General features: G+C 42.8%; 19 protein-coding genes. 5 read left to right on the top strand and 14 right to left on the bottom strand.

Features of this window, described 5'->3' with window-relative positions:
* Positions 1–14: 14 nt before the first annotated feature.
* From tldD to HUS61_RS16955, 9 genes are all read right to left on the bottom strand, one after another.
* Positions 15–1454, bottom strand: a complete 1440-nt coding sequence (gene tldD, locus HUS61_RS16995; protein ID WP_055021391.1) for a metalloprotease TldD — start codon at positions 1452–1454, stop codon at positions 15–17.
* Complete coding sequence (locus HUS61_RS16990) at positions 1451–2281, bottom strand: carbon-nitrogen hydrolase family protein (protein ID WP_175080027.1); 831 nt, start codon at positions 2279–2281, stop codon at positions 1451–1453. The genes tldD and HUS61_RS16990 overlap by 4 nt, the downstream gene beginning before the upstream one ends.
* The gene (locus tag HUS61_RS16985; protein WP_175083235.1) at positions 2271–6128 is read right to left on the bottom strand and encodes a YhdP family protein; all 3858 of its coding nucleotides are present in this window, start codon (positions 6126–6128) and stop codon (positions 2271–2273) included. Before HUS61_RS16985 ends, HUS61_RS16990 begins: the two co-directional genes overlap by 11 nt.
* The gene (gene rng / locus HUS61_RS16980; RefSeq protein WP_054563357.1) at positions 6128–7600 is read right to left on the bottom strand and encodes a ribonuclease G; all 1473 of its coding nucleotides are present in this window, start codon (positions 7598–7600) and stop codon (positions 6128–6130) included. The genes HUS61_RS16985 and rng overlap by 1 nt, the downstream gene beginning before the upstream one ends.
* Before the next feature lies 1 nt (position 7601).
* Positions 7602–8171, bottom strand: a complete 570-nt coding sequence (locus tag HUS61_RS16975) for a nucleoside triphosphate pyrophosphatase (protein ID WP_054563356.1) — start codon at positions 8169–8171, stop codon at positions 7602–7604.
* Positions 8171–8650, bottom strand: a complete 480-nt coding sequence (mreD, locus tag HUS61_RS16970) for a rod shape-determining protein MreD (protein WP_058583828.1) — start codon at positions 8648–8650, stop codon at positions 8171–8173. The genes HUS61_RS16975 and mreD overlap by 1 nt, the downstream gene beginning before the upstream one ends.
* A complete protein-coding gene (gene mreC / locus HUS61_RS16965) occupies positions 8643–9485 on the bottom strand; it encodes a rod shape-determining protein MreC (RefSeq protein WP_054552786.1) in 843 nt (280 codons plus the stop codon). Before mreC ends, mreD begins: the two co-directional genes overlap by 8 nt.
* Positions 9485–10528, bottom strand: a complete 1044-nt coding sequence (locus tag HUS61_RS16960) for a rod shape-determining protein (protein WP_054552787.1) — start codon at positions 10526–10528, stop codon at positions 9485–9487. Before HUS61_RS16960 ends, mreC begins: the two co-directional genes overlap by 1 nt.
* 132 nt (positions 10529–10660) lie before the next feature.
* The gene (locus HUS61_RS16955) at positions 10661–12688 is read right to left on the bottom strand and encodes a formylglycine-generating enzyme family protein (protein ID WP_175083234.1); all 2028 of its coding nucleotides are present in this window, start codon (positions 12686–12688) and stop codon (positions 10661–10663) included.
* Positions 12689–12926: 238 nt separating this feature from the next.
* Here HUS61_RS16955 and HUS61_RS16950 point away from each other — a divergent pair, with 238 nt between their 5' ends.
* Positions 12927–13826, top strand: a complete 900-nt coding sequence (locus HUS61_RS16950) for a 1-aminocyclopropane-1-carboxylate deaminase/D-cysteine desulfhydrase (RefSeq protein WP_175083233.1) — start codon at positions 12927–12929, stop codon at positions 13824–13826.
* Here HUS61_RS16950 and HUS61_RS16945 read toward each other — a convergent pair.
* The 3 genes from HUS61_RS16945 to HUS61_RS16935 all read right to left on the bottom strand — a co-directional run bounded on the left by HUS61_RS16945 (position 13823) and on the right by HUS61_RS16935 (position 17912).
* Positions 13823–15547, bottom strand: a complete 1725-nt coding sequence (locus tag HUS61_RS16945; protein ID WP_175083232.1) for an EAL domain-containing protein — start codon at positions 15545–15547, stop codon at positions 13823–13825. The genes HUS61_RS16950 and HUS61_RS16945 overlap by 4 nt on opposite strands.
* A 287-nt stretch (positions 15548–15834) precedes the next feature.
* Positions 15835–16524 (bottom strand): single-stranded DNA-binding protein, encoded by a 690-nt coding sequence (gene ssb / locus HUS61_RS16940; RefSeq protein WP_054563349.1) that lies wholly within the window; start codon positions 16522–16524, stop codon positions 15835–15837.
* A gap of 20 nt (positions 16525–16544) precedes the next feature.
* Positions 16545–17912: an MFS transporter gene (locus tag HUS61_RS16935; protein ID WP_175083231.1), complete on the bottom strand. Its 1368-nt coding sequence runs from the start codon at positions 17910–17912 to the stop codon at positions 16545–16547.
* A 162-nt stretch (positions 17913–18074) separates the two neighbouring features.
* On the opposite strand from HUS61_RS16935, the gene uvrA reads away from it, so the two are divergent.
* Complete coding sequence (gene uvrA, locus HUS61_RS16930; protein ID WP_175083230.1) at positions 18075–20894, top strand: excinuclease ABC subunit UvrA; 2820 nt, start codon at positions 18075–18077, stop codon at positions 20892–20894.
* Between the two features lie 12 nt (positions 20895–20906).
* Positions 20907–21962, top strand: a complete 1056-nt coding sequence (locus HUS61_RS16925; protein WP_175083229.1) for a hypothetical protein — start codon at positions 20907–20909, stop codon at positions 21960–21962.
* A 14-nt stretch (positions 21963–21976) separates the two neighbouring features.
* On the opposite strand, the gene HUS61_RS16920 is transcribed toward HUS61_RS16925, so the two are convergent.
* Positions 21977–22222: a hypothetical protein gene (locus HUS61_RS16920; protein WP_055197515.1), complete on the bottom strand. Its 246-nt coding sequence runs from the start codon at positions 22220–22222 to the stop codon at positions 21977–21979.
* A 277-nt stretch (positions 22223–22499) separates the two neighbouring features.
* On the opposite strand from HUS61_RS16920, the gene HUS61_RS16915 reads away from it, so the two are divergent.
* Positions 22500–22691 carry a hypothetical protein gene (locus tag HUS61_RS16915; RefSeq protein WP_175083228.1) on the top strand — a complete coding sequence of 64 codons (192 nt, stop codon included), beginning with the start codon at positions 22500–22502 and terminating at the stop codon, positions 22689–22691.
* A gap of 54 nt (positions 22692–22745) precedes the next feature.
* On the top strand, positions 22746–23636 hold the full coding sequence (locus tag HUS61_RS16910; protein WP_175083227.1) for a TraB/GumN family protein: 891 nt from the start codon (positions 22746–22748) through the stop codon (positions 23634–23636).
* A 131-nt stretch (positions 23637–23767) separates the two neighbouring features.
* Here the strand turns inward: HUS61_RS16910 and trpS are convergent, their stop codons facing one another.
* A complete protein-coding gene (gene trpS / locus HUS61_RS16905; protein ID WP_054552798.1) occupies positions 23768–24772 on the bottom strand; it encodes a tryptophan--tRNA ligase in 1005 nt (334 codons plus the stop codon).
* Positions 24773–24781: the final 9 nt, after the last annotated feature.

The following is a 24781-nucleotide window of genomic DNA, read 5'->3' as shown; positions in this document are numbered from 1 at the left end:
ATTAGTGAGGATTATTAAGCCGTACCACCCACAGTTAAGTTATCAATTTTAAGGCTAGGTTGGCCCACACCTACAGGAACGCTTTGGCCATCTTTACCACACACGCCAACGCCTTTATCAAGGGCTAAGTCGTTACCTACCATCGAAATTTGCTGCATCACTTCAGGGCCATTGCCAATCAGTGTTGCACCTTTGATAGGTTGTGTGATTTTACCGTTTTCAATTAAGTAGGCTTCAGAGGCACTAAATACAAACTTACCCGACGTAATATCCACTTGGCCGCCACCAAAATTAGGCGCGAAGATACCTTTTTTCACCGAGCTGATAATATCAGCTTGGCTGTGCTCACCACCTAACATATAGGTGTTGGTCATACGTGGCATAGGTAAGTGAGCGTAGGATTCGCGGCGCGCATTACCAGTAGGGTTAACACCCATCAAACGGGCATTTAGCTTATCTTGCATGTAGCCCTTTAAAATACCGTTTTCAATGAGCACGTTATACGCAGCTGGTGTCCCTTCATCATCCACGTTCAATGAACCACGGCGATCAGCAATAGTGCCATCATCCACGACTGTACACAGCTCAGATGCCACCTTTTGACCTACTTTACCGCTAAACGCTGATGCGCCTTTACGGTTAAAGTCACCTTCTAGACCATGGCCTACCGCTTCGTGTAGTAACACACCCGGCCAACCTGCGCCTAGCACGACTTCCATGCTACCAGCAGGCGCATCGATTGCTTCTAGGTTTACTTTTGCTTGGCGAACAGCTTCTTCGGCGTACTCCATCCAACGCGGTTTGCCATCAACTAATTCTTTAAAATAGCCATAATCTAAACGCGCACCGCCCCCTGCACCACCGCGCTCACGGCGGCCGTTCTTTTCTAGTAACACAGAACAGTTTAAGCGAATAAGCGGGCGAATATCGGTGGCAAAGGTGCCATCACTTGCAGCAATTAACACTTCTTCATAAACCGCCGACATTGAGCTGATCACTTGCTCAGCATCCGGTGCTAATTGACGAATATAGTTTTCAAGTTCGCGTAGCAGGCTTACTTTGTCATCGTTGCTCATGCTTTGAATTGGTTGATGCGGCGCATACTGCTCTTTAGCAGCTACATCACTGAACACCTGAATCGTTTTGTTTTCGCCAGCATTGGCAATACTGCGCGCTGCCGTTGCTGCTTTGTTTAACGCTTCAAGGTTAATCGCATCTGAGTATGAAAAACCGGTTTTTTCACCGCTAACAGCACGCACACCCACACCACGTTCAACGTTGTATGAGCCTTCTTTCACTAAGCCATCTTCAAGCACCCAAGATTCGTGGTGGCTTGATTGAAAATACAGGTCGGCATAGTCAACTTGGTGCTGATGAATAAAAGCGAGCGTTTTTTCTAATTCTTCTCTCGTTAGTTGGCTGTCATGTAATAAATGCTGTTCAACCGTGTTCATAATAAATGCTCTCTAAATCGTTGCTGAGACTGCACAGGCATGTCTTGGCGAATTGTATTCAAGCGGTTTAAATCAAGCTCATGGCTGATAAACCCGGTACCAGAGGCAAGCTCACTGAGCGTTTCTCCCCATGGTGAAATAATAATGCTGTGGCCATAAGTGTGGCGGCCATTCTCGTGCTCGCCCCACTGTGCTGCGGCAACCACATAGCATTGTGTTTCGATTGCACGCGCAGCTAATAAAATATGCCAATGAGCAGCGCCGGTGACTGTGGTAAAGGCACTGGGCACTAAAATAAGCTCAGCCCCTTGGCGCTGCATGGCGGTGAATAAGCCACTAAAACGTAGATCATAACATACTGCTAAGCCAATTTTACCAAATGGCGAGTCGACCACCACAATATCGTTGCCTGCTTGCGTCGCATCAGACTCTCGGTAACTGCGCGTAGTGTCGGCAACATCTACATCAAATAAGTGAATTTTATTGTACTGCGCAACCACATCGCCTTGGTTGTTAAATAAAAACGAGGCAGCTAAATACTTACCATTTTGCTGTGAAACAGGCAGGGTGCCAGCAGCTAACCAAATATCATGTTGCTTACATAAATCAGCAAGCTTCGCTTTATATGCCTCACTTTGCAGACCTAATTCATAACTTGCTTGGCTTTGCTTACTAAAGATCAAAAAACTTTCCGGTAAACACACTAGCAATGGCCGAGTTGCAGGTAACTGATTCAATGTCTCTGCCAAAAAAGTGAGGTTTTGCTCAGCATTCATGCGTGAGCACATTTGCACAGCAACAACCTGTGGGTGAGGATTAGCCTTCATTGTTATCTAAACTCGCTGAAGATGCGGCATCTTTTAATTTTAGTTGTGTCGACGACTGCGGCTGGCTTTGCGCGGCTTGCGGTAACGTCACTTCACGGCTCTTACGATCCACTTCTTTCACAACAGGGTCATTCATACTACCTGTTACTTTAAAGTTGATTTCTGAGATCACCCGCGCCGAATGAATCACTTTATCGATTGCCAGCGCTGCAAGACCACTTACCGGGTTAACCATCCATGCCACAATCACTGGAATACTCGACGTCACCTGCGGTGCAACCGCTAGGTCATAATCAATTTCAAAGGTATTTAAATTAGTGTGACCTTTGATCGTTAAATCGGCAGGCACACCATCAAGTTTGGTATCTTGGGTGTAAGCTATGCCCTTTTCTAGCTGCATGGTGCCTTGCATACTGTTATAAAAAAAGCCTTTCGAGAATACATCTCTAAAATCCAGTTTCAGCTTACGCACTAACGAATCTAAACTCAGTAAAGAGAATACTCGCGCACCACCATCACTGATCTCAGCAAGGTGTCCTTCACCTAAACGCCAATCTAATTCACCGGCTAAACTTGGTACATCAAAGCTATAAGGTGCGCCTTGCCATGCAAGATCAAACTTAATATTGGCATCTGAATCTTTGACTGTGGTGGTGATATCAAACTCATCAAATAACTCGCCAATGTCGTCACTTTGTAAGTTACCACTAAAGCGTGTTTGCCCATCAGCAAATTGCCCTTTACCACGTAATACGTGATCGCCTTTGTCGATGACCAGCTCAGTGAACAAGAGTTTATCGTTCTCCCCAACTAAGCTGCTTTTAATTTTATCGAGCTGATACTCAGCCACTTTACAATCTTCACAGTTAAACTCGATGGCTGGGACTCGGGTTAACCAGCTTAAATCTTCTGGTGCTGAGTCTTGCTCTGTTTGCTCTGTGGCTTCGTTAAAATTAATACGCAGGTAGTCAGTAAAAATTTGAATTGGTCTGCGTGTTTCACCGGTTGGAATAAGCGCGTCGGCACGTAACTCTTTAGCATTTAGCTTTAACTCTAAGTCTGATTGTTTTGGCGATAAGCGAAATTCAAAATCATTAAAGTCGATATTGTGTAGTGCCAGTTTATTAAATTTACCCGTTATGTTATTGAACGCAGGCATCACACTTGGTGTATCAGACTTAACTTTGGTAAGCGCAATAATCTGATCAATTAGGCCAAACCAAGGCACTATTTCGGTTTCTGGTAAATCGATAGATACCGCAAAACCTTCACGATTAAGTCCTAAATCTTGCGCACCTAAAATTAAATGGGCGTTACTAAATTTCTTTTCGCCGTTATCTAAAATCGCATTAAAGAATAACTGCTCATCGATATTCGCGGTGATCAAATTAGAGATATGGTCACCCTGCACGACCGCAGTTAATGGCCATTTTTGCTCTGCGCTTTTGTTATAAGGTGCAGGCAGCTGGCTAGTCACACCGATTAAATTACCACTCACATCGGCGCGGTAATTAAAGTCATTCGGTAAAAAGTTAAGCGACACATTAATATCGACATTGCTTTGGCCGCTTAAGTAACCGGCCAGTAAACCATGAGCTTGTTCAATTAAAGGCTCAGCTTCAATGCCCAGCTTTACCTCAATTTCGGCGCGATAGGTGTCAGCCACATTTTCACTGTTGTAGTTTGCTGTGAGTGGCATGCCCATCCAATCTGCTTTGGCATTTTTTAAGTCGATTTTATCGTTATTAAACTTAACAATACCGGTCATATGGTTAAGCGTGATACCTGGCTGTGCAAGGTAAACTGGAATATTCGCTAACTCAACTTCACCAATCGCATCAACATGACCCGAACGTAAATTTACTAACAGCTCAATATCGGCCGTCGCTTCGCCTTGCGGTTGCACAACTTCAAAAACACTCGCCAAAGGCTTAGCAAGCGGAGTTGCTGTAAAGAACGGGTTAAGCTTGTCGCCATGAGCACGTTTATTAATGGCAACTTTTAGGATTTCTGCATTCATTAAATCAGCAATACTGACATGAACACCCTCCCCCAAAGCGAGGTTAACCAACTTGCCCGACTTGCTGTAGATATCCATGCGCTCATTTTCGAAATGTAAAATGACGTTGGCATCTTCAACTTCAGGCCAGCTTGGTGAAAACTTATATTTAGCGTTTTCAACATTCGCTAACACTTCAAATTGACCTTGCTGCTCTTTAAACGGGAACCCTTTAAATGGCCCCGAGTACAGCACTTGAGCTTTATTGACTTCACCGCCCTTAATTGCGCCATTAAGGTAATTAACTAGCTTTTCGCTCATCACAGGTAACGGGAAATAATGCCCAGCGACTTTGGCATCAGGGGCATAGGCTTCGGCATATAAATCTAACCGCGGTTCATCGGTCAGGCTGAGCATCATCTCAGCAGCCACAGTCACTTCGTCGTTATCAAGCCAGATATTATCGCTACTAATGCGCCAGCCATCATCGTAATGGTGAAGGTCGAGCTCTACATTTAATTGGTTATAGGCAATATCTTGGCTAAAGCTGCCGTTCGTTAGCAGTTGATTGTTCTCGCCATATAGCTGAATTCGCCCAGCTGATTGATTAATTAAGCCATCAACACGAATCGCCTGACCGCCAGGAATGCCCTGCAGCGACAGCCAATTAATTTGTTCGCCCTGAAACCAAAGTTGCCAGTTATCTTGCAGACCTAACTCAAGATAGGCATCACTTAACTGACCATTGGGTTGACGCGCTAAAAACGGGGCAAGTACTTCAAAGTTACTTAACTGCGATAACTTTGCCAGCAATGCAAAATCAAATTGCTTTAACCAAATTTGGCTTTTATCGCCAAGTTGAGCTTCAAACTGTAAGGTTGGCCATTGTTTTAAGTCACTTTCAAAGGTGAGTCCGGTGCTTTTTAAGCGCCAGCCATTTTGCTTTGGAAATAAATGAAAACCACCTTCACTTAAACTAATTTGGTGCGCTTCTTGGTTTTGTTGCCAGTTAATGAAACTCGGTAGCCACTGCACTTTTACATCGCTGATCAGGCCTTTTTCAAGACTAAACCAGGTTTGTAAATTAATGTCGGAATTAAGCTGCTGCTTGTCGGTATTAATATATTGCGCCAGCCACTTAGATACATCAACGTTCGCTGCTTGCACATAGATATCGCCAGCCATGGTTTCGAGGGTCGAACCATTCAGCGCCATGCGGGCGTCAAAACTACCAACAGAAATTCCCGGTAAGGCTAACGTGCCTGAGCCTTGATGTTGCTCAGGGGTATTTTGCCAGACAATGTTTTCAAGGATCAGCTTGCGCTCTTTACCATCATTGAGGGTAAAATTAAGGCTACTGTCTTGCACCGCAAAGTGACCCGTTTCACCAAGGAATAAGCCTTCAATTAGTTCTTTTTGCTCAAAGTTGCTGGTTTGCTGGTTATTCCCCAAATCAAGCATAGTGGGTAAATCAACATCAGCATGAAAGCCATTGATCACAAAATAGTTCGATTTAAGCTGACGGGTTTTTACTGACTCCCATAAGTTAACTTCAAGGCTCGCTTTATCAATGGTGAGTGCAATCGGTGAGGTTTGGTTATCTTCAAAAGAAATATCTTCGATGACTAAGGCAGGGCCTTGGCCATGCCAACTGGCTGAGATTGAGCCTATTGCTAAATTTACATCAAAGCGTTCATACAAAAACGCTTCAATGTCATCTTTATAATCATTTGCGTATGGCAGTGAATACTTTACCACAGAGACAATAACGGCCAGCAGTACGAGAGTAATAGCAAATACTTGCCATAACTTACGTAAACAATAAAAGCAGACCGTTTTTGCCTTCATTACATCATTACCACATCAAACTGTTCTTGGTTATATAAACTCTCTGTTTGAATACTGACTTGCTTACCGATAAATAGTTCCAGCTCAGCAAGGTTGTGATACTCATCGTTGATCAATGCTTCGCTTACCGAAGGAGCTGCGTAAACCATAAACTTATCAGCTGCATAAGCACGGTTTACCCTAACAATTTCACGCAATATTTCGTAGCAAACCGTTTCTACTGTTTTTTGCGAGCCGCGCCCTGAACACGCAGGACACACATCACAAAGAATGTGCTCTAAGCTTTCGCGGGTCCGTTTGCGGGTCATCTCTACTAATCCTAGTGCAGATAAGCCGTTTATGTTGGCTTTTGCACGATCTTTTGCAAGCGCAGACTCAAGTGAATGCAATACTCGACGTTTGTGCTCATCACTAACCATATCGATAAAGTCGATGATAATGATGCCGCCTAAATTACGTAAACGTAGCTGACGAGCAATTGCTGAGGTCGCTTCGATATTAGTATTAAAAATGGTTTCTTCTAGGTTACGATGGCCAACAAACGCACCGGTATTTACATCAACGGTTGTCATCGCTTCGGTTTGGTCGATAATTAAATAACCACCCGATTTAAGCTCAACTTTACGATGCAGCGCTTTTTGGATCTCGGTTTCAACATCGAATAAATCGAAAATAGGTCGCTCACCCGGGTAGTATTCTAGTGCTCCCGATAACAGCGGCACAAATTCTTCAGTAAACTCTTTAAGCTCTTGATAGGTTAATTTTGAGTCAACACGAATACGCTCCATGTCTTCACCTACGTAGTCACGTAGAGTTCGAAACGCCAGTGTTAAATCTTCATGCAAGATACTTTCTTTACTGGTTTTTTTGCGCTTAGTGACGATTTTTTGCCAGAGTTTTTTTAAGAATTCCGCATCATGACGTAGCTCAGCTTCCGATGCCCCTTCTGCTGCAGTACGAACAATAAAGCTGCCGTCATCATCACCATATTCGGCAACAATTTTCTTTAAACGCGAACGTTCTTCTTCGGTTTCAATACGCTGGCTTACACCTACGTGTGTTGCATCTGGCATAAACACTAAATAACGAGAAGGAATAGTGATATCAGTTGTTAAGCGTGCGCCCTTGGTTCCTAGCGGGTCTTTAACCACTTGCACCATGATATGTTGACCTTGGCGCACAAGCTCACGAATATCTTGTACTTTTTTGATTGGCTGCTCATCAACGCCTTCTACAATTGAGGCACTGTTTACAATGTCTGATGCATGTAAAAAAGCGGCTTTCTCTAAGCCAATATCGACAAACGCAGCCTGCATACCCGGTAATACTCGGCTGATTTTACCTAAGTAAATATTGCCCACAATCCCAAGGTTGCCAATTCGCTCTAGTTGGATTTCTTGCAGTACGCCATTTTCGATAAGCGCAACGCGACTTTCGCTCGGTGTAACGTTGATCAGTAATTCGGTGCTCATGTTACCCTCTTAAAAATTCGTTTAATAACTGCTCTGTCTCATATAAAGGTAAGCCGACAACCGCAAAATAGCTACCCGAAAGGTGACTAACAAAGCGACCACCTAAGCCTTGAATGCCATAACCACCTGCTTTATCTTGCGGCTCTCCACTATGCCAGTAAGCATCAATTTCAGCATCGCTGAGCGGTTTAAATGTAACATCGGTGACAACAAGGCAGCTTTTTACTTGCTCACTATCAGCAATTGCCACAGCCGTCATCACTTGATGAGTACGGCCAGATAAGCGCTTCATGGTGGCGGTAAAATCAGCTTGGTCTAGCGGCTTACCAAGTGCGGTATCATCAATGACAACCACGGTATCGCTGCCAAGTACTGGGCGGTCAGTGTAACCCATAGCAACGCCCGATTGTGCCTTGAGTCTAGCAAGACGCTCTACATAATCGCGCGGGGCTTCGTTTGGGAATTGGCTTTCATCTGCATCAACGCTAAATTGAGAAAACTCAACGCCAAGTTGGCTGAGCAACTCTTTTCGGCGCGGTGATGCAGACGCCAAATAAATTGCGGTTTGCATTATCTAATCCTGAAATGACGGCGATATTTACGCAAAATTAAGAATATCCACCACCAACAAAGCATGCCGGTTAGTACTGGCCACATATAATGCGGGCTAAAATAAACGCCCATTAAAAAGTGGTTAAGCCAAAATTGCATGAGGTGGTAAAGCGTTAAAAACAAAGCAATTAAAATGCTTTGCTGCCATAAAGAAAAGTTTCTAATTTTTTGGAAGTTACTCGCAGTGATAAATATACATACCGAGTAAGTCAGTGAGTTCACACCGAGTGGCGAGCCTGATGCAAGGTCCATTAATAAACCAACGACCCAAGCTGTGCCAATATTTAAACGGTGTGGCACCGCTAACGACCAATACATTAATACCATTAACACCCAGTCTGGGCGGTATGGTTCAAACGAAATCGGTAACGGCATTAGCGCCATTACCAATGCAAAGAAGATACTGATAGCAATCAGCAAAAAGTGACGACTATTCATTGCTGATGCTCTCCTGCTGATTACGCCACAGCACAACCAATAAGCGAATACGGTCAAGTTGCGCAATTGGCTCAGCATAAACCTGCGCAAAAGGACGCCCTTCATCACGGTTAATTTCGGTCACTACTGCAACCGGATATCCCTCTGGGAAGGTGCCACCAAGGCCTGACGTAACCAAGATATCGCCAATGCGAACATCAAGGCTATGTGGTACATGCGAAAGTTTTACCACGTTGATTTTGCCAATCCCCTCAACCACGGTACGCACATCGTTACGTAAAATACGCACAGGAGTTGCGTGGGTTGTATCGGTCATCAGTAGTACGCGCGAGGTAGTTGAACCCACTTGAGTGATTTGCCCCACTACCCCCATTTCGTCAATCACAGCTTGGCCTTCGCTTAGGCCATCCGTTGTACCACGGTTAATAACCACTTGGTGGCTATACGGGTTTGAATGAACAGAGAGCACTTGTGCAATAATTTTACGATTTGATTGCTTAGCCGATGAACCGAGTAAAGCGCGTAACTTATCGTTTTCACGAGATAAAAATTGCAGTTGTTGTAGTTGTTCGCTTTGTAGTAACTGCTTCTTTTTTAACGCTTCGTTTTCGGTTAAAAGCTGTTCGCGGGTATGAAGGTTCTTCGCGCCAATACTAAATAACTCATAGGGCAAGTTGGCAAGGTAAATAAGTGGGCTAACCAAAGTGTTTAGGCTGGTGCGGATTGTTGTACCACCTTGAGTGTAGCGATCGCCCACGATCAGCACGACACTCAAAAGCACTGCGACAAAAAGTCGCAGTTGCAAAGAGATGGTACGACCAAAAAGTAACTTCATTAGTCGTAGCTAAATACGTCACCACCGTGCATATCAATCATTTCTAGTGCCTTACCGCCGCCACGTGCAACACACGTTAATGGATCATCAGCAACCACAACTGGAATACCGGTTTCTTCCATTAATAAACGGTCTAGGTCTTTTAATAATGCACCACCACCGGTTAATACCATACCGTGTGCAGAGATATCAGACGCAAGCTCTGGTGGAGATTGCTCTAATGCAACCATTACCGCGCTCACAATACCCATTAATGGCTCTTGCAGTGCTTCTAAGATTTCGTGTGAGTTAAGCGTGAATGAACGCGGTACACCTTCAGCAAGGTTGCGACCACGTACTTCAATTTCAATTGGCTCGTCTGTTTTGAAAGCAGAACCGATTTGGTGCTTGATGTTTTCAGCTGTCGCTTCACCAATTAAGCTACCGAAGTTACGACGTACATAGTTGATGATAGCTTCATCAAATTTGTCACCACCAATGCGTACAGATGAAGAGTAAACCACACCATTTAATGAGATAATGGCAACTTCAGTTGTACCACCACCGATATCAACAACCATTGAACCGGTTGCTTCAGACACTGGTAAGCCAGCACCGATAGCCGCAGCCATTGGCTCTTCGATTAGATATACTTCACGAGCACCGGCACCCATTGCAGACTCACGAATAGCACGCTTTTCTACTTGCGTTGCACCACAAGGCACACAAATAAGTACACGTGGGCTTGGGCGCATAAAGTTGTTGTTATGCACTTGCTTGATGAAGTGTTGCAGCATTTTTTCAGTAACGTAGAAATCAGCAATAACGCCGTCTTTCATTGGACGAATTGCTTTAATGTTACCCGGAGTACGACCTAACATTTGCTTAGCTTCGGTACCTACAGATGCTACGCTCTTAGGGCCACCAGCACGCTCTTGACGAATAGCAACAACTGAAGGTTCGTTTAATACGATACCTTCTTCTTTTACGTAAATTAGGGTATTGGCTGTACCCAAGTCGATCGATAGATCGTTTGAAAAAATACCACGGAGTTTTTTAAACATGAGGCTGGATGACCTTTGAAAATTCGTTCTTATACTAGCTGCTCTCACTCTATCATGCTAATCATGAAAAAGCGCAACTGCTTTAATTAAAATGCTAAAAAAGGAAGCATCCATTGCTTCCTTTTTAAATTCTTATCGTTCGCGTACTAAACGGAAACCGATATAGTTTGCACGAAAATCTGGCGCTAAGATTAAGCGCGTTGATACGCGTGCTAGGCTAGGAGCAAAATTCCATGCACCGCCTCGAACAGCCACATCAGACTGTCCTGACTTTTTGTTTGTCCATTCCCACACATTACCTACTGTATCGTATAGGCCAAATGCGTTAGGAGAAAACGACCCTGTTGGTGCAGCGCTCTTGTTTGACCATTCGCTACCACACCAGCCACAGTTCGCTAAATTTTTACCAATTTCGTTACCCCAAGGGTATTCAGTTTCTTTACCTGCACGTGCAGCGTATTCCCACTCAACCTCATTTGGTAAACGAAACAGCTGGCCTGTTTGACCCGATAACCAATCGGCATACGCTTTGGCATCGTTGTAAGTTAAACAAACCGCCGGAAAATCACTTTCTTGATCAAAGCCTGGGTTGCGCCAGTTTAAGGTTGCTTCCCACACTGGTTCGCCATTTAAGTAATACGCACAGCCGCGATCTTTTTCTGCTTCTGTTTTATAGCCGGTATTCGCAACGAATTGCTCATACTCACCAACGCTTACTTCTTTGCTTTGCATTGCAAATGAGTTAGCAATGGTTTTTTCTACCACTGGGCGCTCATTCGCTAACCCATTGCCGTTAATGTCACCCATCTTAAATTTACCAGCGGGAATAACTACAATGCTGGCAGAACTAGTTTTATTAACAATACTTGCAACAGGTGCTGTTACAGCTTGCTCTGGTGCCGCAGTCACTTCAGCAACAACAGGCTCTGGCACTTTAACTAGGTTTGCATTAATGGTTTGTGCTTTACGCAGATCAATTCGCGCTTTATAGCTTTTGTAGCCACGTTTGCGAATTTCAATATCATGAAAACCTTTTGGTAATGATGTCGTTAACCTAGTTGCACCATAGCTAACACCATCAATAAACACTTCGTCGTCATAAACATTTGAACGCAGTGTTAATTCAACCATTTTAGATTTTTTTAGATCAGGTAATGGTTCAACCTTTATTGGCTTTTTTACAGAATAATCGCTTACTGGTTGCTCACTCATACGTGAAACCGATACCACCTGACCATTATCCTGAGAGTCACTGAATGTTAACTGACTATCTGAATAGGTAGTGCCGTAGCTTGGCTGAAAGTTACCAGCCAGTGGCGTGCCATAGTCAGCACAAAAACGATTATCTAAGTTAAGTAAGCTACATAAACGGCTGCTGTTTACATCACCGCGCATCGTCACACTTAAGTTAACGTTGTAGTTACCTTGACCACTGAACGCGCTGTTCACGACATGGCTACTTAAAATCTTAACTTGTGCACCGGCAAGGTTACGTTTTGGCTCAACTAAACGCTCTTCAGTTAAGTTAGCAAAAATCTGGTCTACAAAACGCTTAGTGGCTTTTTGTAAGCCCATTTGTTGGCCACGTTGTTCACAGGCAGCAAGTGTTTCGGTGCGCTTACAGTTAATCGTGTGATTAACCTCTAATGTGCCTTCCCTAGTGAATTCGTTACGTAAACGCTCAACACGTGCCGTTGCTAACTGCTCTTTTAAACTTTCTAAGGTGTTTAACTGGGTGTGCTTTGATACACGAATTTGCTCAATGTCTTTTCTATGTGAAGCAATTGCCGCCAATTGCATCGAAATATCATCTTTGTTTTGTTTGTGATCAACCACAGCTTTTTGATAGCGCGACTGCGCATTGCTGATATCAAGAGTTGGGTCATCAATAAGTCGGCGGTACATCTCGTTCATTGCATCTAGCGCTTGGTTTTTTTCTTTATCTAGCTCAGTTGAGCGGGCGCGCAATAATTCGAGTTGTTTTTGTAACTGACTTTCTTCTTTTAGGTGTTTTTCCAGGATTAAGGTCGAGTTATCGTATTCGGCTTGTTTTTTACTGATCTCTGATTCAATGCCAGTTACCGTAGCAGTATCTTGTGCAAATGCACTAGTTGCTAGCAAACTAACTGAAATTAACAGAGATAAAGGAGCAATTCGCATATATTCCATTCCCAAAAAGCGGCAATTATTTGGTCATTATTATTTTTTTATAATTAAACTCTTATGCTATGTACTTGCAAGGCAAAACACAAGCTTTGTTCAATTATTATCTGAGTTTACATCTATTACCTTAGTTGATGCCAGTAAATAACAAAATCATTTGAGTTTAATTGACTAATTTCTATCTGTAAGACGACTTTGCTACAATAAGACGTGTTTTTTTACGAAAATTAATGCCGTGAATAGTTCTTTTGAATCACCAGTACAAACAATTCATCACCCCTTATTAGCTGCACGTAAAATTCAGCTGAGCATCAAGCGAGATGATCTTATTCATCCGCAAATTAGTGGCAACAAATGGCGTAAGCTAAAGTTTAACTTAGATGCTATGCAGCAACAGGGTAAATCTGAACTACTCACTTTTGGTGGCGCATTTTCAAATCATATTCATGCCACGGCAACTGCAGGTAAACTATTTGGCTTTAAAACCCACGGTATTATTCGCGGCCCTGAGCTAGACGAAGCAAATCCAACACTCAACTACGCAAAGCAATGCGGTATGCGCTTACACCCAGTAAATCGAATTACTTACCGCTTAAGGCACGACCAAACGTATTTAGCAAAGTTACAAGCGCAGTTTCCGAATGCCTACATATTGCCAGAAGGCGGCACTAACACAGCCGCACTTTTAGGGTGTAAAGAATTAGCGCAAAGCCTACCAAGCTCTGATGTGATTGTTTGCCCAACTGGTAGTGGCGGCACACTAGCAGGTTTAATCGAAGGTGCACCACAACACACAAAGCTGTTAGGTGTCGCAGTACTAAAGCAAGCGCACTACTTAATTGATGAGATAAAGCAGCTAAGTAATAAAGCAAATCAGCAACAAAACTGGCAGCTGCTTTGCGACTTTCATGATGGTGGTTACGGAAAGTTTAGCGATGACTTGTGGCAATTTTGCCAAACCTTTAGTGAGCAGCACGTAATCCCGCTTGAGCCAATCTACAGCGGCAAAATGCTCTATGCCGTTTGGCAATTAATAGAGCAAGGTTACTTTAGTCAAGGAACGCATATCATTGCAGTTCATACTGGTGGGCTACAAGGTTTAGACGGCCTTAAGTACCGAGGGCTAATTGACTAGCTGTAAGGTGTAATATCCGCCAGTTTTTGCAATGGCTCAGCAAAGTAAAAGCCTTGAGCCGCAATGATCCCTAGGTTTTTTAAGGTCGCAAGTTCGTTCTGTGTTTCTACTCCAACCGCATAAACAGGAAAGTTTAGCTCAGTACCCTTAGAAATTATTTGCTTAACCATTTTTTGCTGTTGGGTGTTGGTATCTATATTGTGTATCAGTTCAAATGCTAACTTAATACTGCATATATTTTTGATATTTCTATAAGTTGCTATATGTTCTGCACTACGCACGTTATCAATAACAATACCAGCAGACAGTTTCTCTAAACATTCAAACTGTTCACTGAGCTTTTTATGCTGTTTTAGATAATCGTCTTCGCTTAGTTCAAATTGCAATTTGTCTGCGCTATTAAACCCTTCCATTTGCTGTTTAAACCACAGCCAAAACTCGTCATTAAACCAGTTCATTGCGTGTAAGTTTATACTCACCGTTAATGAGCCCGTTTCGTTCAGCAGCATTTTCTTCACTTGAGAAATCACAGTTTGGTCCAATAACAAGACATCTTTTTTACTACTCATATGAGGAATAAAATGCCGAGCCGCAAGCAAGCCTAAACTCTTGTGGCGAATACGGATCAACGCCTCATGCTGTAAAATATCGCCTGTTTGTAAGTCGAACAAAGGCTGAAAAAACAACATAAAATGTTTTTTCTTAATGTACTCAAATAGGTGTTCTTTACTATCAGCAAGCATGCTTGACTGCGTATGACCAAAGGGTAAGCGATGAATGTGCTGCCAAGCACTTTGTTTCGCCAGCGCTAATGCTGATTTAGTAAGCTGATAAACCACGGCCTGATCAGACCCTGTGCGGTAATTACACACACCAATTTTTATATCAGCACGAGACAAGTCACTACGATAATTTAAACAAGCTTGATATATAACCTGATGTAATCGCTTAGTGTATTTATCAACTTCGGTGGCAGGCACACTGTTTAAGGTCACGGCAATACCACCCGATGGCAATAATTTCACAGAGCGATTTACAAGTTCACCAAACCCTTTTGCAATGACTAACTTAAAGTAATTATCAACGTCGAGGTTAGCAGGGAAAGGGTTCTTCCAAAAGAATAGCGCAAATAAATGGTTATAGTTTGTTGGCACACCATACAAAATATTTAAATCCTGATGACCTAATGGTTTAGGTGATGCAACTTTCTTGGTTGTAACCTGAGTGTTTAATTGTTCAAATGGTTTGCTCAGCGGTTTTTCTGTTATTGCCAATTGCTTGAACATTTTTTTCCACCAGCGGAAACCCCAATACCCAGTGCCAAGCAATATTAAATTTAGGAAAATAAATAAGTGACTTTCGACCAACCAAGAAGGCCAATGAAATAAACGCAAATTAACCGTTTTATAGCTAAATACCTCTTGCTCTAAGTCGATAAAGTTTGCAAAGTTATGTGGTACATCACTAGCGCTCATTGCAAAGCCTTGGCTTTTAACTAAGGTAGCAATAATATCTTGCGAGGCAATCGGGTCGAGGTTTAATTCATACACTTGCTTGGCAAGCTCAGTACCGGTGCGATGAACTTTGTCGTGCAACACATCACTTAAGAAAATATTAAAAACAACTAATAGCAAAAAAGCGGCCGCCACATAGATGACCACCGGTTGCTTTATTTGTGAAGCTAAGTCTCGTTTCATTTCACAGGTTAGTTGCTTAAACATATACAAAGTGTTGTTCAAGAACCCTATAAATACAAGGCTGCAGGGCGATTTAAAGCAATATCAGAAATATCCTAGAACCAGCGCTGTCAAAAGTTTTGTAATTTTAAACACCTAGCAAAAACAGTTAATGAGAATTATTTTGTAAATGTAACTACTCAAGTAAAAGTAGTGATAACGAAGTATTAGGCAAATAAAAAACCCAGCAACTAGGCTGGGTTTAAAATATTTCAAACACTTAAAGGGGTTGTAGGTAGAAATTTAATCTACAATCTTAAATATACTGTGAATTAGAACGGAATATCGTCATCAAAGTCGATTGGTGGTTCCATTGGGTTTGATGCGCCGCCTTGTGGTGCATTTTGTGGTTTAGGAGCAAAACCGCCTTGTTGAGGTGCGCTGCTTTGCTGCTGACCATAACCGCCACCATATTGGTTATTGCTTTGTTGTTGTGGTGCAGATTGCTGTTGTGGACGCTGTTGCTGCTGTGCTGGCGCAGACTGTTGCTGTGGAGCATAGCTATTATTGCTTTGTGATTGCTGTGCACCACCGCCGTAACCGCCACCTTGTTGTTGGCCACCTTGGTAACCGCCTTGTGATTGACCACCTTGATAGCCACCACCTTGCTGTTCACCACGACCGCCTAACATTTGCATTTGACCGCCCATGTCTACCACGATTTCTGTGGTGTACTTTTCTTGGCCTGATTGGTCAGTCCATTTACGCGTTTGTAAACGACCTTCAATGTACACTTGTGAACCTTTACGAAGGTACTCACCAGCAACTTCTGCTAGTTTGCCAAATAACACGACACGGTGCCATTCAGTACGCTCTTGCATTTGCCCTGTGTTTTTATCTTTCCAGCTATCTGTCGTAGCAATGCTGATATTCGCTACGCCATTGCCATTAGGCATATAACGTACTTCTGGATCTTGGCCTAAATTACCAACCAAGATAACTTTGTTCACACCGCGTGCCATGGAACTTCTCCTATAAAACGTTAGATTAAACCAGCCACTTTGCGTGCTTGGTCTAGGTCAAATTCTTTATCATTAATCTTTAAATAGCTGCGATTTTCATCACAGACAACCGTTGCTTCAATTACGCCCGGTAAAGCAACAAGACGAGAAGCAAGCGCTTGTGCCTGCTGCTCTGAACTTAATTCAGTCATTAAGCTAATTATTTTACTTCTTGGTGGGACTTGCATATTCCAAGCAAGGATAAGCCATATTACCCCAACAAGTGCCGCCGCCGCAAACACTGCTTGCGCACTTAATGCTTGAGCTACGTAACCCCCTAATAAACCACCTAAAAAGGCTCCAAAAAACTGCGTAGATGAAAAGACCCCCATCGCAGAACCTTTCTGGTTTGCAGGAGCAATACGCGAAACAAGTGCTGGCATGGTTGCTTCTAAAAAGTTAAAAGCAATAAAGTAAACCAACATACAAATACCGATGCCAATCACCGAATCAACCCATAACGACATCGCGAGCATACTTAAAACAAGCAGTGCGATTGAGCCAATAAAGGCTTGTTTTTCTTTTTCTTTACGAATCGCCACAATCATCATTGGTGCCATCAAGAAAAACGCTAAAAACAGTACAGGTATATATAAATACCAATGGTGGTCTGCAACTAAGCCATCTTTTATAAGCTGGCCTGGTAAGGCTACAAATACGGTAGTTAATGTAAGATGAAGCAGCATCACACCAAAATCAAGGCGTGCTAATTGTGGATGTTTAATTAGTTGCTTAATATCATCAAGGGTAGCAAGTGTGTCACCTTTTGGCGCCTTATTGACAGCATTTGGCACCAAAAACAACACGATTAAAATACCTAAAATGGCCAGTCCTGCAGTAAGCCAAAATACCCCAGCAACTCCCCACGATGCAGCAACAATTGGCCCTAGTAGCATAGCAACGGCAAAGCTCATACCAATACACATACCAATAACGGCCATAACTTTCGGACGTTGTTCATCACGGCTTAAATCAGAAGCAAGCGCCAATAAGGCACTGGCAATCGCCCCCATGCCTTGAAGTGCACGCCCTAGCGTAACCATTTGCACAGTCTCAGCGGTTGCCGCAATAACAGAGCCAAGTGCAAACACACAAAGGCCCCCAATAATCACTTTTTTACGACCAATTTTATCAGACAACCAACCCATAGGGATTTGCAGCACGGCTTGCGTTAAACCATAAGCACCAATAGCAAAGCCAATCCAAAGCGGCGAAAACCCTTCTAATTGCTGACCATAAACCGCCAATACTGGCATCAGCATAAATAGGCCAAGCATACGGAATGCAAAGACGCTCGCCAACGAAACGGCAGCGCGTTTTTCTCGAGAGTTGAGTGAAGATGCTGTCATGAATTACTGATCTTGCTGTCTATTAAAATTTGAGCGTGGATTCTACCACAAGCGAAAACTAAATAATCACCTGTAAGTGATGATTTTTTCTTTGATCAAGGATTAATCTTATCGCGTATTATGAGATACTGAAAAAATAATTAGGTAATAAAACGAGATAGCATGGAAAACATTGAAGTCCGAGGCGCCCGTACGCACAATTTAAAAGACATCAGCCTAACCATTCCCCGTGATAAGCTGATAGTTATCACTGGCCTATCTGGTTCAGGGAAATCGTCTTTAGCGTTTGATACTTTGTATGCAGAAGGGCAACGTCGTTATGTTGAATCACTGTCAGCGTATGCAAGACAGTTCTTATCGCTAATGGAAAAACCCGATGTTGATCACATCGAAGGTTTATCGCCGGCTATCTCTATTGAGCAGAAATCAACGTCGCATAACCCGCGTTCAACGGTCGGTACGATTACCGAGATTTACGATTACCTACGTTTATTATTTGCCCGTGTAGGTGAGCCTCGCTGCCCTACTCACGATTTACCTCTTGCCGCACAAACTATCAGCCAAATGGTCGATACAGTTTTAGAGCTTCCTGAAGGAAGTAAGCTAATGCTATTAGCGCCAGTAGTAAAAGATCGTAAAGGTGAGCACGTTAAGCTGCTTGAGCAACTCGCAAGCCAAGGCTTCATTCGCGCCCGTATCGATGGCGAAGTCTGTGACTTATCAGATCCACCGACTCTTGAGCTTCATAAAAAGCATACTATCGAGGTCGTTGTTGACCGCTTTAAAGTTAAAGATGGCCAACAACAGCGTTTAGCTGAATCATTCGAAACAGCCCTTGAGCTATCAGGTGGTATTGCCCATGTAGCGGCAATGGACGATTCACTCAGCGAAGACATGCTGTTTTCTGCTAATTTTGCCTGCCCTACTTGTGGCTATGCCATGAGTGAACTTGAGCCGCGCTTATTCTCGTTCAATAACCCGGCGGGTGCATGTCAAAGCTGTGATGGTTTAGGTGTGCGTCAGTATTTTGATCCAAACCGTGTTGTGCAAAATCCTGAGCTAAGCTTATCGGGTGGTGCAATTAAAGGCTGGGACAAACGCAGCTTTTATTACTTCCAAATGCTGCAAGCTGTCGCAGAGCATTATAAGTTTGACCTAGAAGTGCCTTTCCAAGAACTTGGTAAAGATGCTCAAAAGGTGATTCTAGAAGGTTCTGGCAAAACTAAAATTGCCTTTAACTATCGTAACGACCGTGGCGACTTAATTACGCGTAACCATGAGTTTGAAGGCGTTTTAAATAATATGAACCGCCGCTACCGTGAAACCGAGTCAAACTCAGTTCGCGAAGAGCTTGCTAAATACCAAACAAGCCAAGCGTGTCCGAGCTGTCATGGCTCTCGATTACGCGAAGAAGCTCGTCACGTATTTATTGGCCAAACAAACCTGCCAGCTATCACCACAATGAGTATTGGTGAAAGCATGGCATTTTTTGATGGTTTGAATCTAACTGGTCAGCGCGCACAAATCGCCGAAAAAATTCTCAAAGAAATTCGCGATCGTTTATCTTTCTTAATTAATGTAGGCCTTAATTATTTATCACTTGAGCGAAGTGCCGACACCCTGTCAGGTGGTGAAGCGCAGCGTATTCGTTTAGCAAGTCAGATTGGTGCAGGTCTTGTTGGTGTTATGTACGTACTGGATGAGCCTTCAATTGGTTTGCACCAACGCGATAACGACCGCCTACTAAAAACCCTTATTCACTTACGCGATTTAGGTAACACCGTCATTGTGGTTGAGCATGACGAAGATGCTATTCGCGCTGCGGATCATATTATCGATATCGGCCCGGGTGCCGGTGTTCATGGCGGCCATGTTATTGCACAAGGTACCCATGACGATATTCTAGCTAGCAAAGATTCAATCACGGGTCAGTACCTCTCTGGCGAAAAGAAAATTGAAGTACCTGAGGCTCGCCATCAAACTACCGACAAATGGCTTGAGTTATTTGGTGCCACAGGTAACAACTTAAAGAACGTTGATTTACGTATTCCATTTGGCTTAATGACCTGTATCACAGGTGTATCAGGCTCAGGTAAATCGACGCTTATCAACGACACTTTATTTAAGCTGGCTCATACCGAGTTAAATGGCGCAACTACCGCAGAAGCGGCACCTTATAAGTCAATTAAAGGCCTAGATCATTTTGATAAAGTGATTGATATTGACCAAAGCCCGATTGGCCGTACTCCGCGTTCAAACCCTGCAACTTACACTGGCATTTTTACCGGTATTCGAGAGCTATTTGCGGGTACTCAAGAAGCCCGTTCACGTGGCTATAAGGTCGGTCGTTTTAGCTTTAACGTTAAAGGTGGTCGCTGTGAGGCCTGCCAAGGTGATGGCGTGATCAAGGTAGAAATGCACTTTTTACCTGATGTGTATGTACCTTGTGATGTATGTAAAGGTCAACGCTACAACCGTGAAACCCTTGAAGTACAGTACAAAGGTAAAAACATTCACCAAGTACTCGAAATGACCGTAGAAGATGCCCGTGACTATTTTGATAAAATTCCGGCTATTGCACGTAAACTGCAAACCTTAATGGATGTAGGCTTGTCGTATATTCGCTTAGGTCAAGCTGCTACTACCCTCTCCGGTGGTGAAGCGCAGCGTGTGAAACTGGCTCGTGAACTTTCAAAACGGGATACCGGTAAAACCTTATATATCCTTGATGAACCAACTACGGGTTTACACTTTGCTGATATTCAGCAATTATTAGTAGTACTTCACCGCTTACGCGATCACGGTAATACCATTGTTGTTATTGAGCATAACCTTGATGTGATCAAAACCGCAGACTGGATTGTTGACTTAGGCCCAGAAGGTGGCTCTGGCGGTGGTGAAATTTTAATTTCTGGTACACCTGAAGACGTTGCAGAGTGTGAGCGTTCACACACAGGAAGGTACTTAAAACCACTACTATAAAAAGGATATTGCGTGCGTAGGTATTTAAAAATTGCAAAATGGCGCGCTAATAAACAGTTTCAACAACAGCAACGTAGCTGGCAGCCTCATAAAACGAGGCTGGTTGAACGATTACAAGCCATTTGGTTTAACTTAAGTACCGCACAAAAGCTCTATCTTTTAGCATTAAGCAGCCTGATTGTTCTGCAATCGGGCTGGTTAAGTGCCACCATCACCATTATTGCGCTTGTTATTGAATTTTGGCCCAAGTTTAACCAACTTTGGCACTCGCTTGCCGGCAAAGCACTAATTTTAATCTTCTATGCCAGTATCGCTAATTTTGTGTTGGCCGGTGCGAGCGGCATAGTTAATGATGTGACTCATGTGTCTTCCAGTCATTTTAACTACACCCATAACTTTGCCACCCTGTTATATTTACCCCCTTGGGCAATGGGAATAACCCTAGGTACTTTATTGTTATTTCAACTTTTTTTACCTTTCTATATCTTTGTTTTATTACTAATAAAGCCATTTGGCTCTGAGCGAATTAAATTTATAAGCCAAAGCTACTCACCTCTATTAACTGCCATCGTGCGCTTTGTTTTAGCATCAGTGGTATTTATTAACCTGATTTCGTTTATCGACGATCAGCCACCTGAAGAAGTGCTCGACAACATGGTTAGCACCTTTTTGGATAGCAAAGTCATTGCCAAAGAATCTGGTGAAGAGCAGCAAATAGCAGTCGAAGAACTCGGTGAAAAGCTTGAGCAACAACTTCCTGAAAGTGAAGAAAGCTCAGCCCCTAACCAAGACGTCAATATAGAAGGTGACAGCGAAACCGCCGAAAACCTTCGTCAGTTTTTAGATACCAAAGGTTACTTTGAGCGTAGCAAACGTTTAATTGCGATGTTTGCTTACAGCTTTGAAGCCGATAGCTATTCACGCTGTTTAAAAGCAGAAAACAGTAAAGCCGTTGAGCTGAATGATTACGAAATAGTGCAAGTAACCCCTGATCACCATGCTGAGTATGGCTATCGATTTGAAGTCATTGCTTGTGACTCGCCAGGCGTTACACCTGTAGAAAAATAGCGCAGCAATCAATATTACTCGCTTGGCTTACTGCGTTTTTCTCTTATGAAATGAAATATCGAAAGCCCAATAAAACCAAAGCAAACTAAGGCGATTACTAAATTAGGTATAAAAATAAGTAACATAGTAGCATCATAGCCGATCTTTGCGAATGCAGCACAAAGGCTACCAATGATAAGTTCAGTTAAAATTAGTTCCCATTCTAATGAGCTATTCGCAGGTACAGTTTTAGCCGCATAATGTTTTACTTTAAAACCCATATCAAAACCTCCAAGTTCCTATTTGCTACATTCAAATTATCATCAATAGGCAAAAACACAAAAATAAAATGATTTAAAACCTTATTTCCTCTCATAAGAATCACACTTAAGCTATTGAAAATAGTTAAGTTAGCATTTTAAAACCTTATATATAAATCGCTTAGAACTAGATAAGCGACTCAAGCAACTTTCCTCGCTATTGTAGTTTCCATCAACGGGCCACCAACCAACTTTGCTTCGCTGATAAAACTAATCAACCAATTAAGAGAATAAAGTTATGAGCAACTCAGTTTTAAAAATAGTGTCGATACTCGCAGTAAGCACGCTTGTTGTTACACTGCCAAACCCCTTATTTAATAGCCAAGATACTCAAAAATTAGAACAACATCTTGAGATATCTATCGAGGTTTCTATCGAGCAAATGAACAAAAAAGTTGACCATCAAATTGAGTTAAAACTCAACAAGTAATGCCCTGCTTGCCCAGGACATTGGGCAAGCTTTTTCAATTAACAGGCTAAAAGAATGAAACAACTAACTCAATTACTGCTCTCAACAATTGCTGCATCATGCTTGTTAACAACGAGTATTTGTAATGCAAAAAGTGCCGTTTGGCAGGTAAGTAAAGGTGATGAATTTATATACATTGCGGGGTCAATTCATGTTTTACCGCCCAAGGAACTACCGCTACCGGCTGAATTTAATCAAGCATATAAACAGGCCGATACCCTAGTAATTGAAGCCGATATGCCAGCGCCAAGTAATAGCTCAGCACAACTTACTATGCTTAAAGCACTGAGCTACCAAACTGGTGAAACTTTAAGTAGTAAGCTCTCTGCAACAGTAAAAAAACAATTAGAAGCACAGCTTACTCAATACGATATGCAACTTAGCGAACTCGACAGCTTTCGCCCTTTTATGGTGAGCTTGCTGATGATGTCGCTAGAACTACAAAAGCAACAGCTTTTCGGTGAAGGTGTTGATAGCTATTTAGCAAAGCGAGCCAAACAAGACAGCAAAGAATTAGCTTTCCTCGAAACCTTGGCATTTCAATTACACCTTTTTAAGCAATTAGGCAGCCAAGACGAAGATGCCTTTATTCAGTCACAGTTAGCTCAAGTATCAAGTTACCAAGCGCTTTACAGTGCAATGCTTGATGCATGGCGCAATGGCGATATGCACGCAATGAATGAGCTAACTATCATGCCATTAAAACAACATGATCCCCTCACCTACCAAATACTCATTAAGCAACGTAATTTGAATTGGCTTAATCATATTGAAGATTACTTTACTGATCAGCAAAAAGAGTTGGTACTTGTTGGCGCTGCTCATTTGGCCGGTGAAGATAGCCTATTAGCCTTGTTAGAAAGTAAAGGCTACGTGATTGCACAGTTGAGCGCTGATGAGGAGTAAGAAAATGGAAAAAACAGACAAAACCGCTGCCGCACTTATCTGCTTGTTTACTGTTTTAATTGTGCTGAGTTTTTAATAGATAAAAAATACCGCTATTAAGCGGTATTTTTATTTCAATAATTTGTGCAAGCTTACGGACGAGGGATAAAACCTACCGCATCGTAGACTGCTTTTAATGTTTTCTCAGCGCGAATACTCGCCTTTTCAGCACCTGACTTCATAATGCTATCAAGTAGTGACTGATCTTCGCGAATTTCTTTAAAGCGCGCTTGGATTGGCTCAATCATATTAACGACCGCTGCTGCAGTGTCTTTTTTCAGGTGACCATACATTTTGTCTTCATATTCAGGCACTAAGTCTTCAATTGAGCGCTTAGTTGCGACTGATAATAAAGTAAGTAGGTTTGATACACCTGGTTTTTCTTCACGATCAAAGTAGATACGAGCTTGCTCGTCTGAATCGGTTACAGCTTTCTTCAGTTTCTTTTCAATCTTCTTCGGCTCATCTAATAACATGATGTAACCGTTTGGATTTTCATCTGATTTAGACATTTTCTTCAGCGGATCTTGTAAGCTCATTACACGCGCGCCAAACTCAGGAATGTAAGGCTCAGGTAATTTGAACACGTCACCGTATAAGTTGTTAAAACGTGTTGCGATATCACGTGTCAATTCAAGGTGTTGCTTTTGGTCTTCACCCACAGGCACTTGATCTGCTTGGTATAACAAGATGTCTGCAGCTTGCAGTACAGGGTAAGAGAACAAGCCCACATTCACGTTATTCGCATGCTTAGAAGACTTATCTTTAAACTGCGTCATACGGTTAAGCTCACCCATTTGCGCGTAACAGTTTAACACCCAACTAAGCTGTGCATGTTCTGGCACTTGAGATTGTACGAATAACGCCGCTTTTTCTGGGTCGATACCACATGCAGCATAAAGCGCAATACCGTCCAGCACGCGCGAGCGTAGCTGCTCAGGATCTTGGCGTACAGTAATGGCGTGTAAATCTACTAACATAAAGAAACTTTCGTGGTCTTCCTGTAGCTTAAGCCACTGGTTAATAGCGCCAACATAGTTGCCTATTGTCATACCACCGGTTGGCTGAATGCCACTTAACACTACTGGTTTACTCATGATGTTCCT

This window comes from Pseudoalteromonas sp. 0802 (assembly GCF_013350085.1).
GTDB lineage: Bacteria > Pseudomonadota > Gammaproteobacteria > Enterobacterales > Alteromonadaceae > Pseudoalteromonas.
This window is presented reverse-complemented; position numbering and strand designations above follow the sequence as displayed.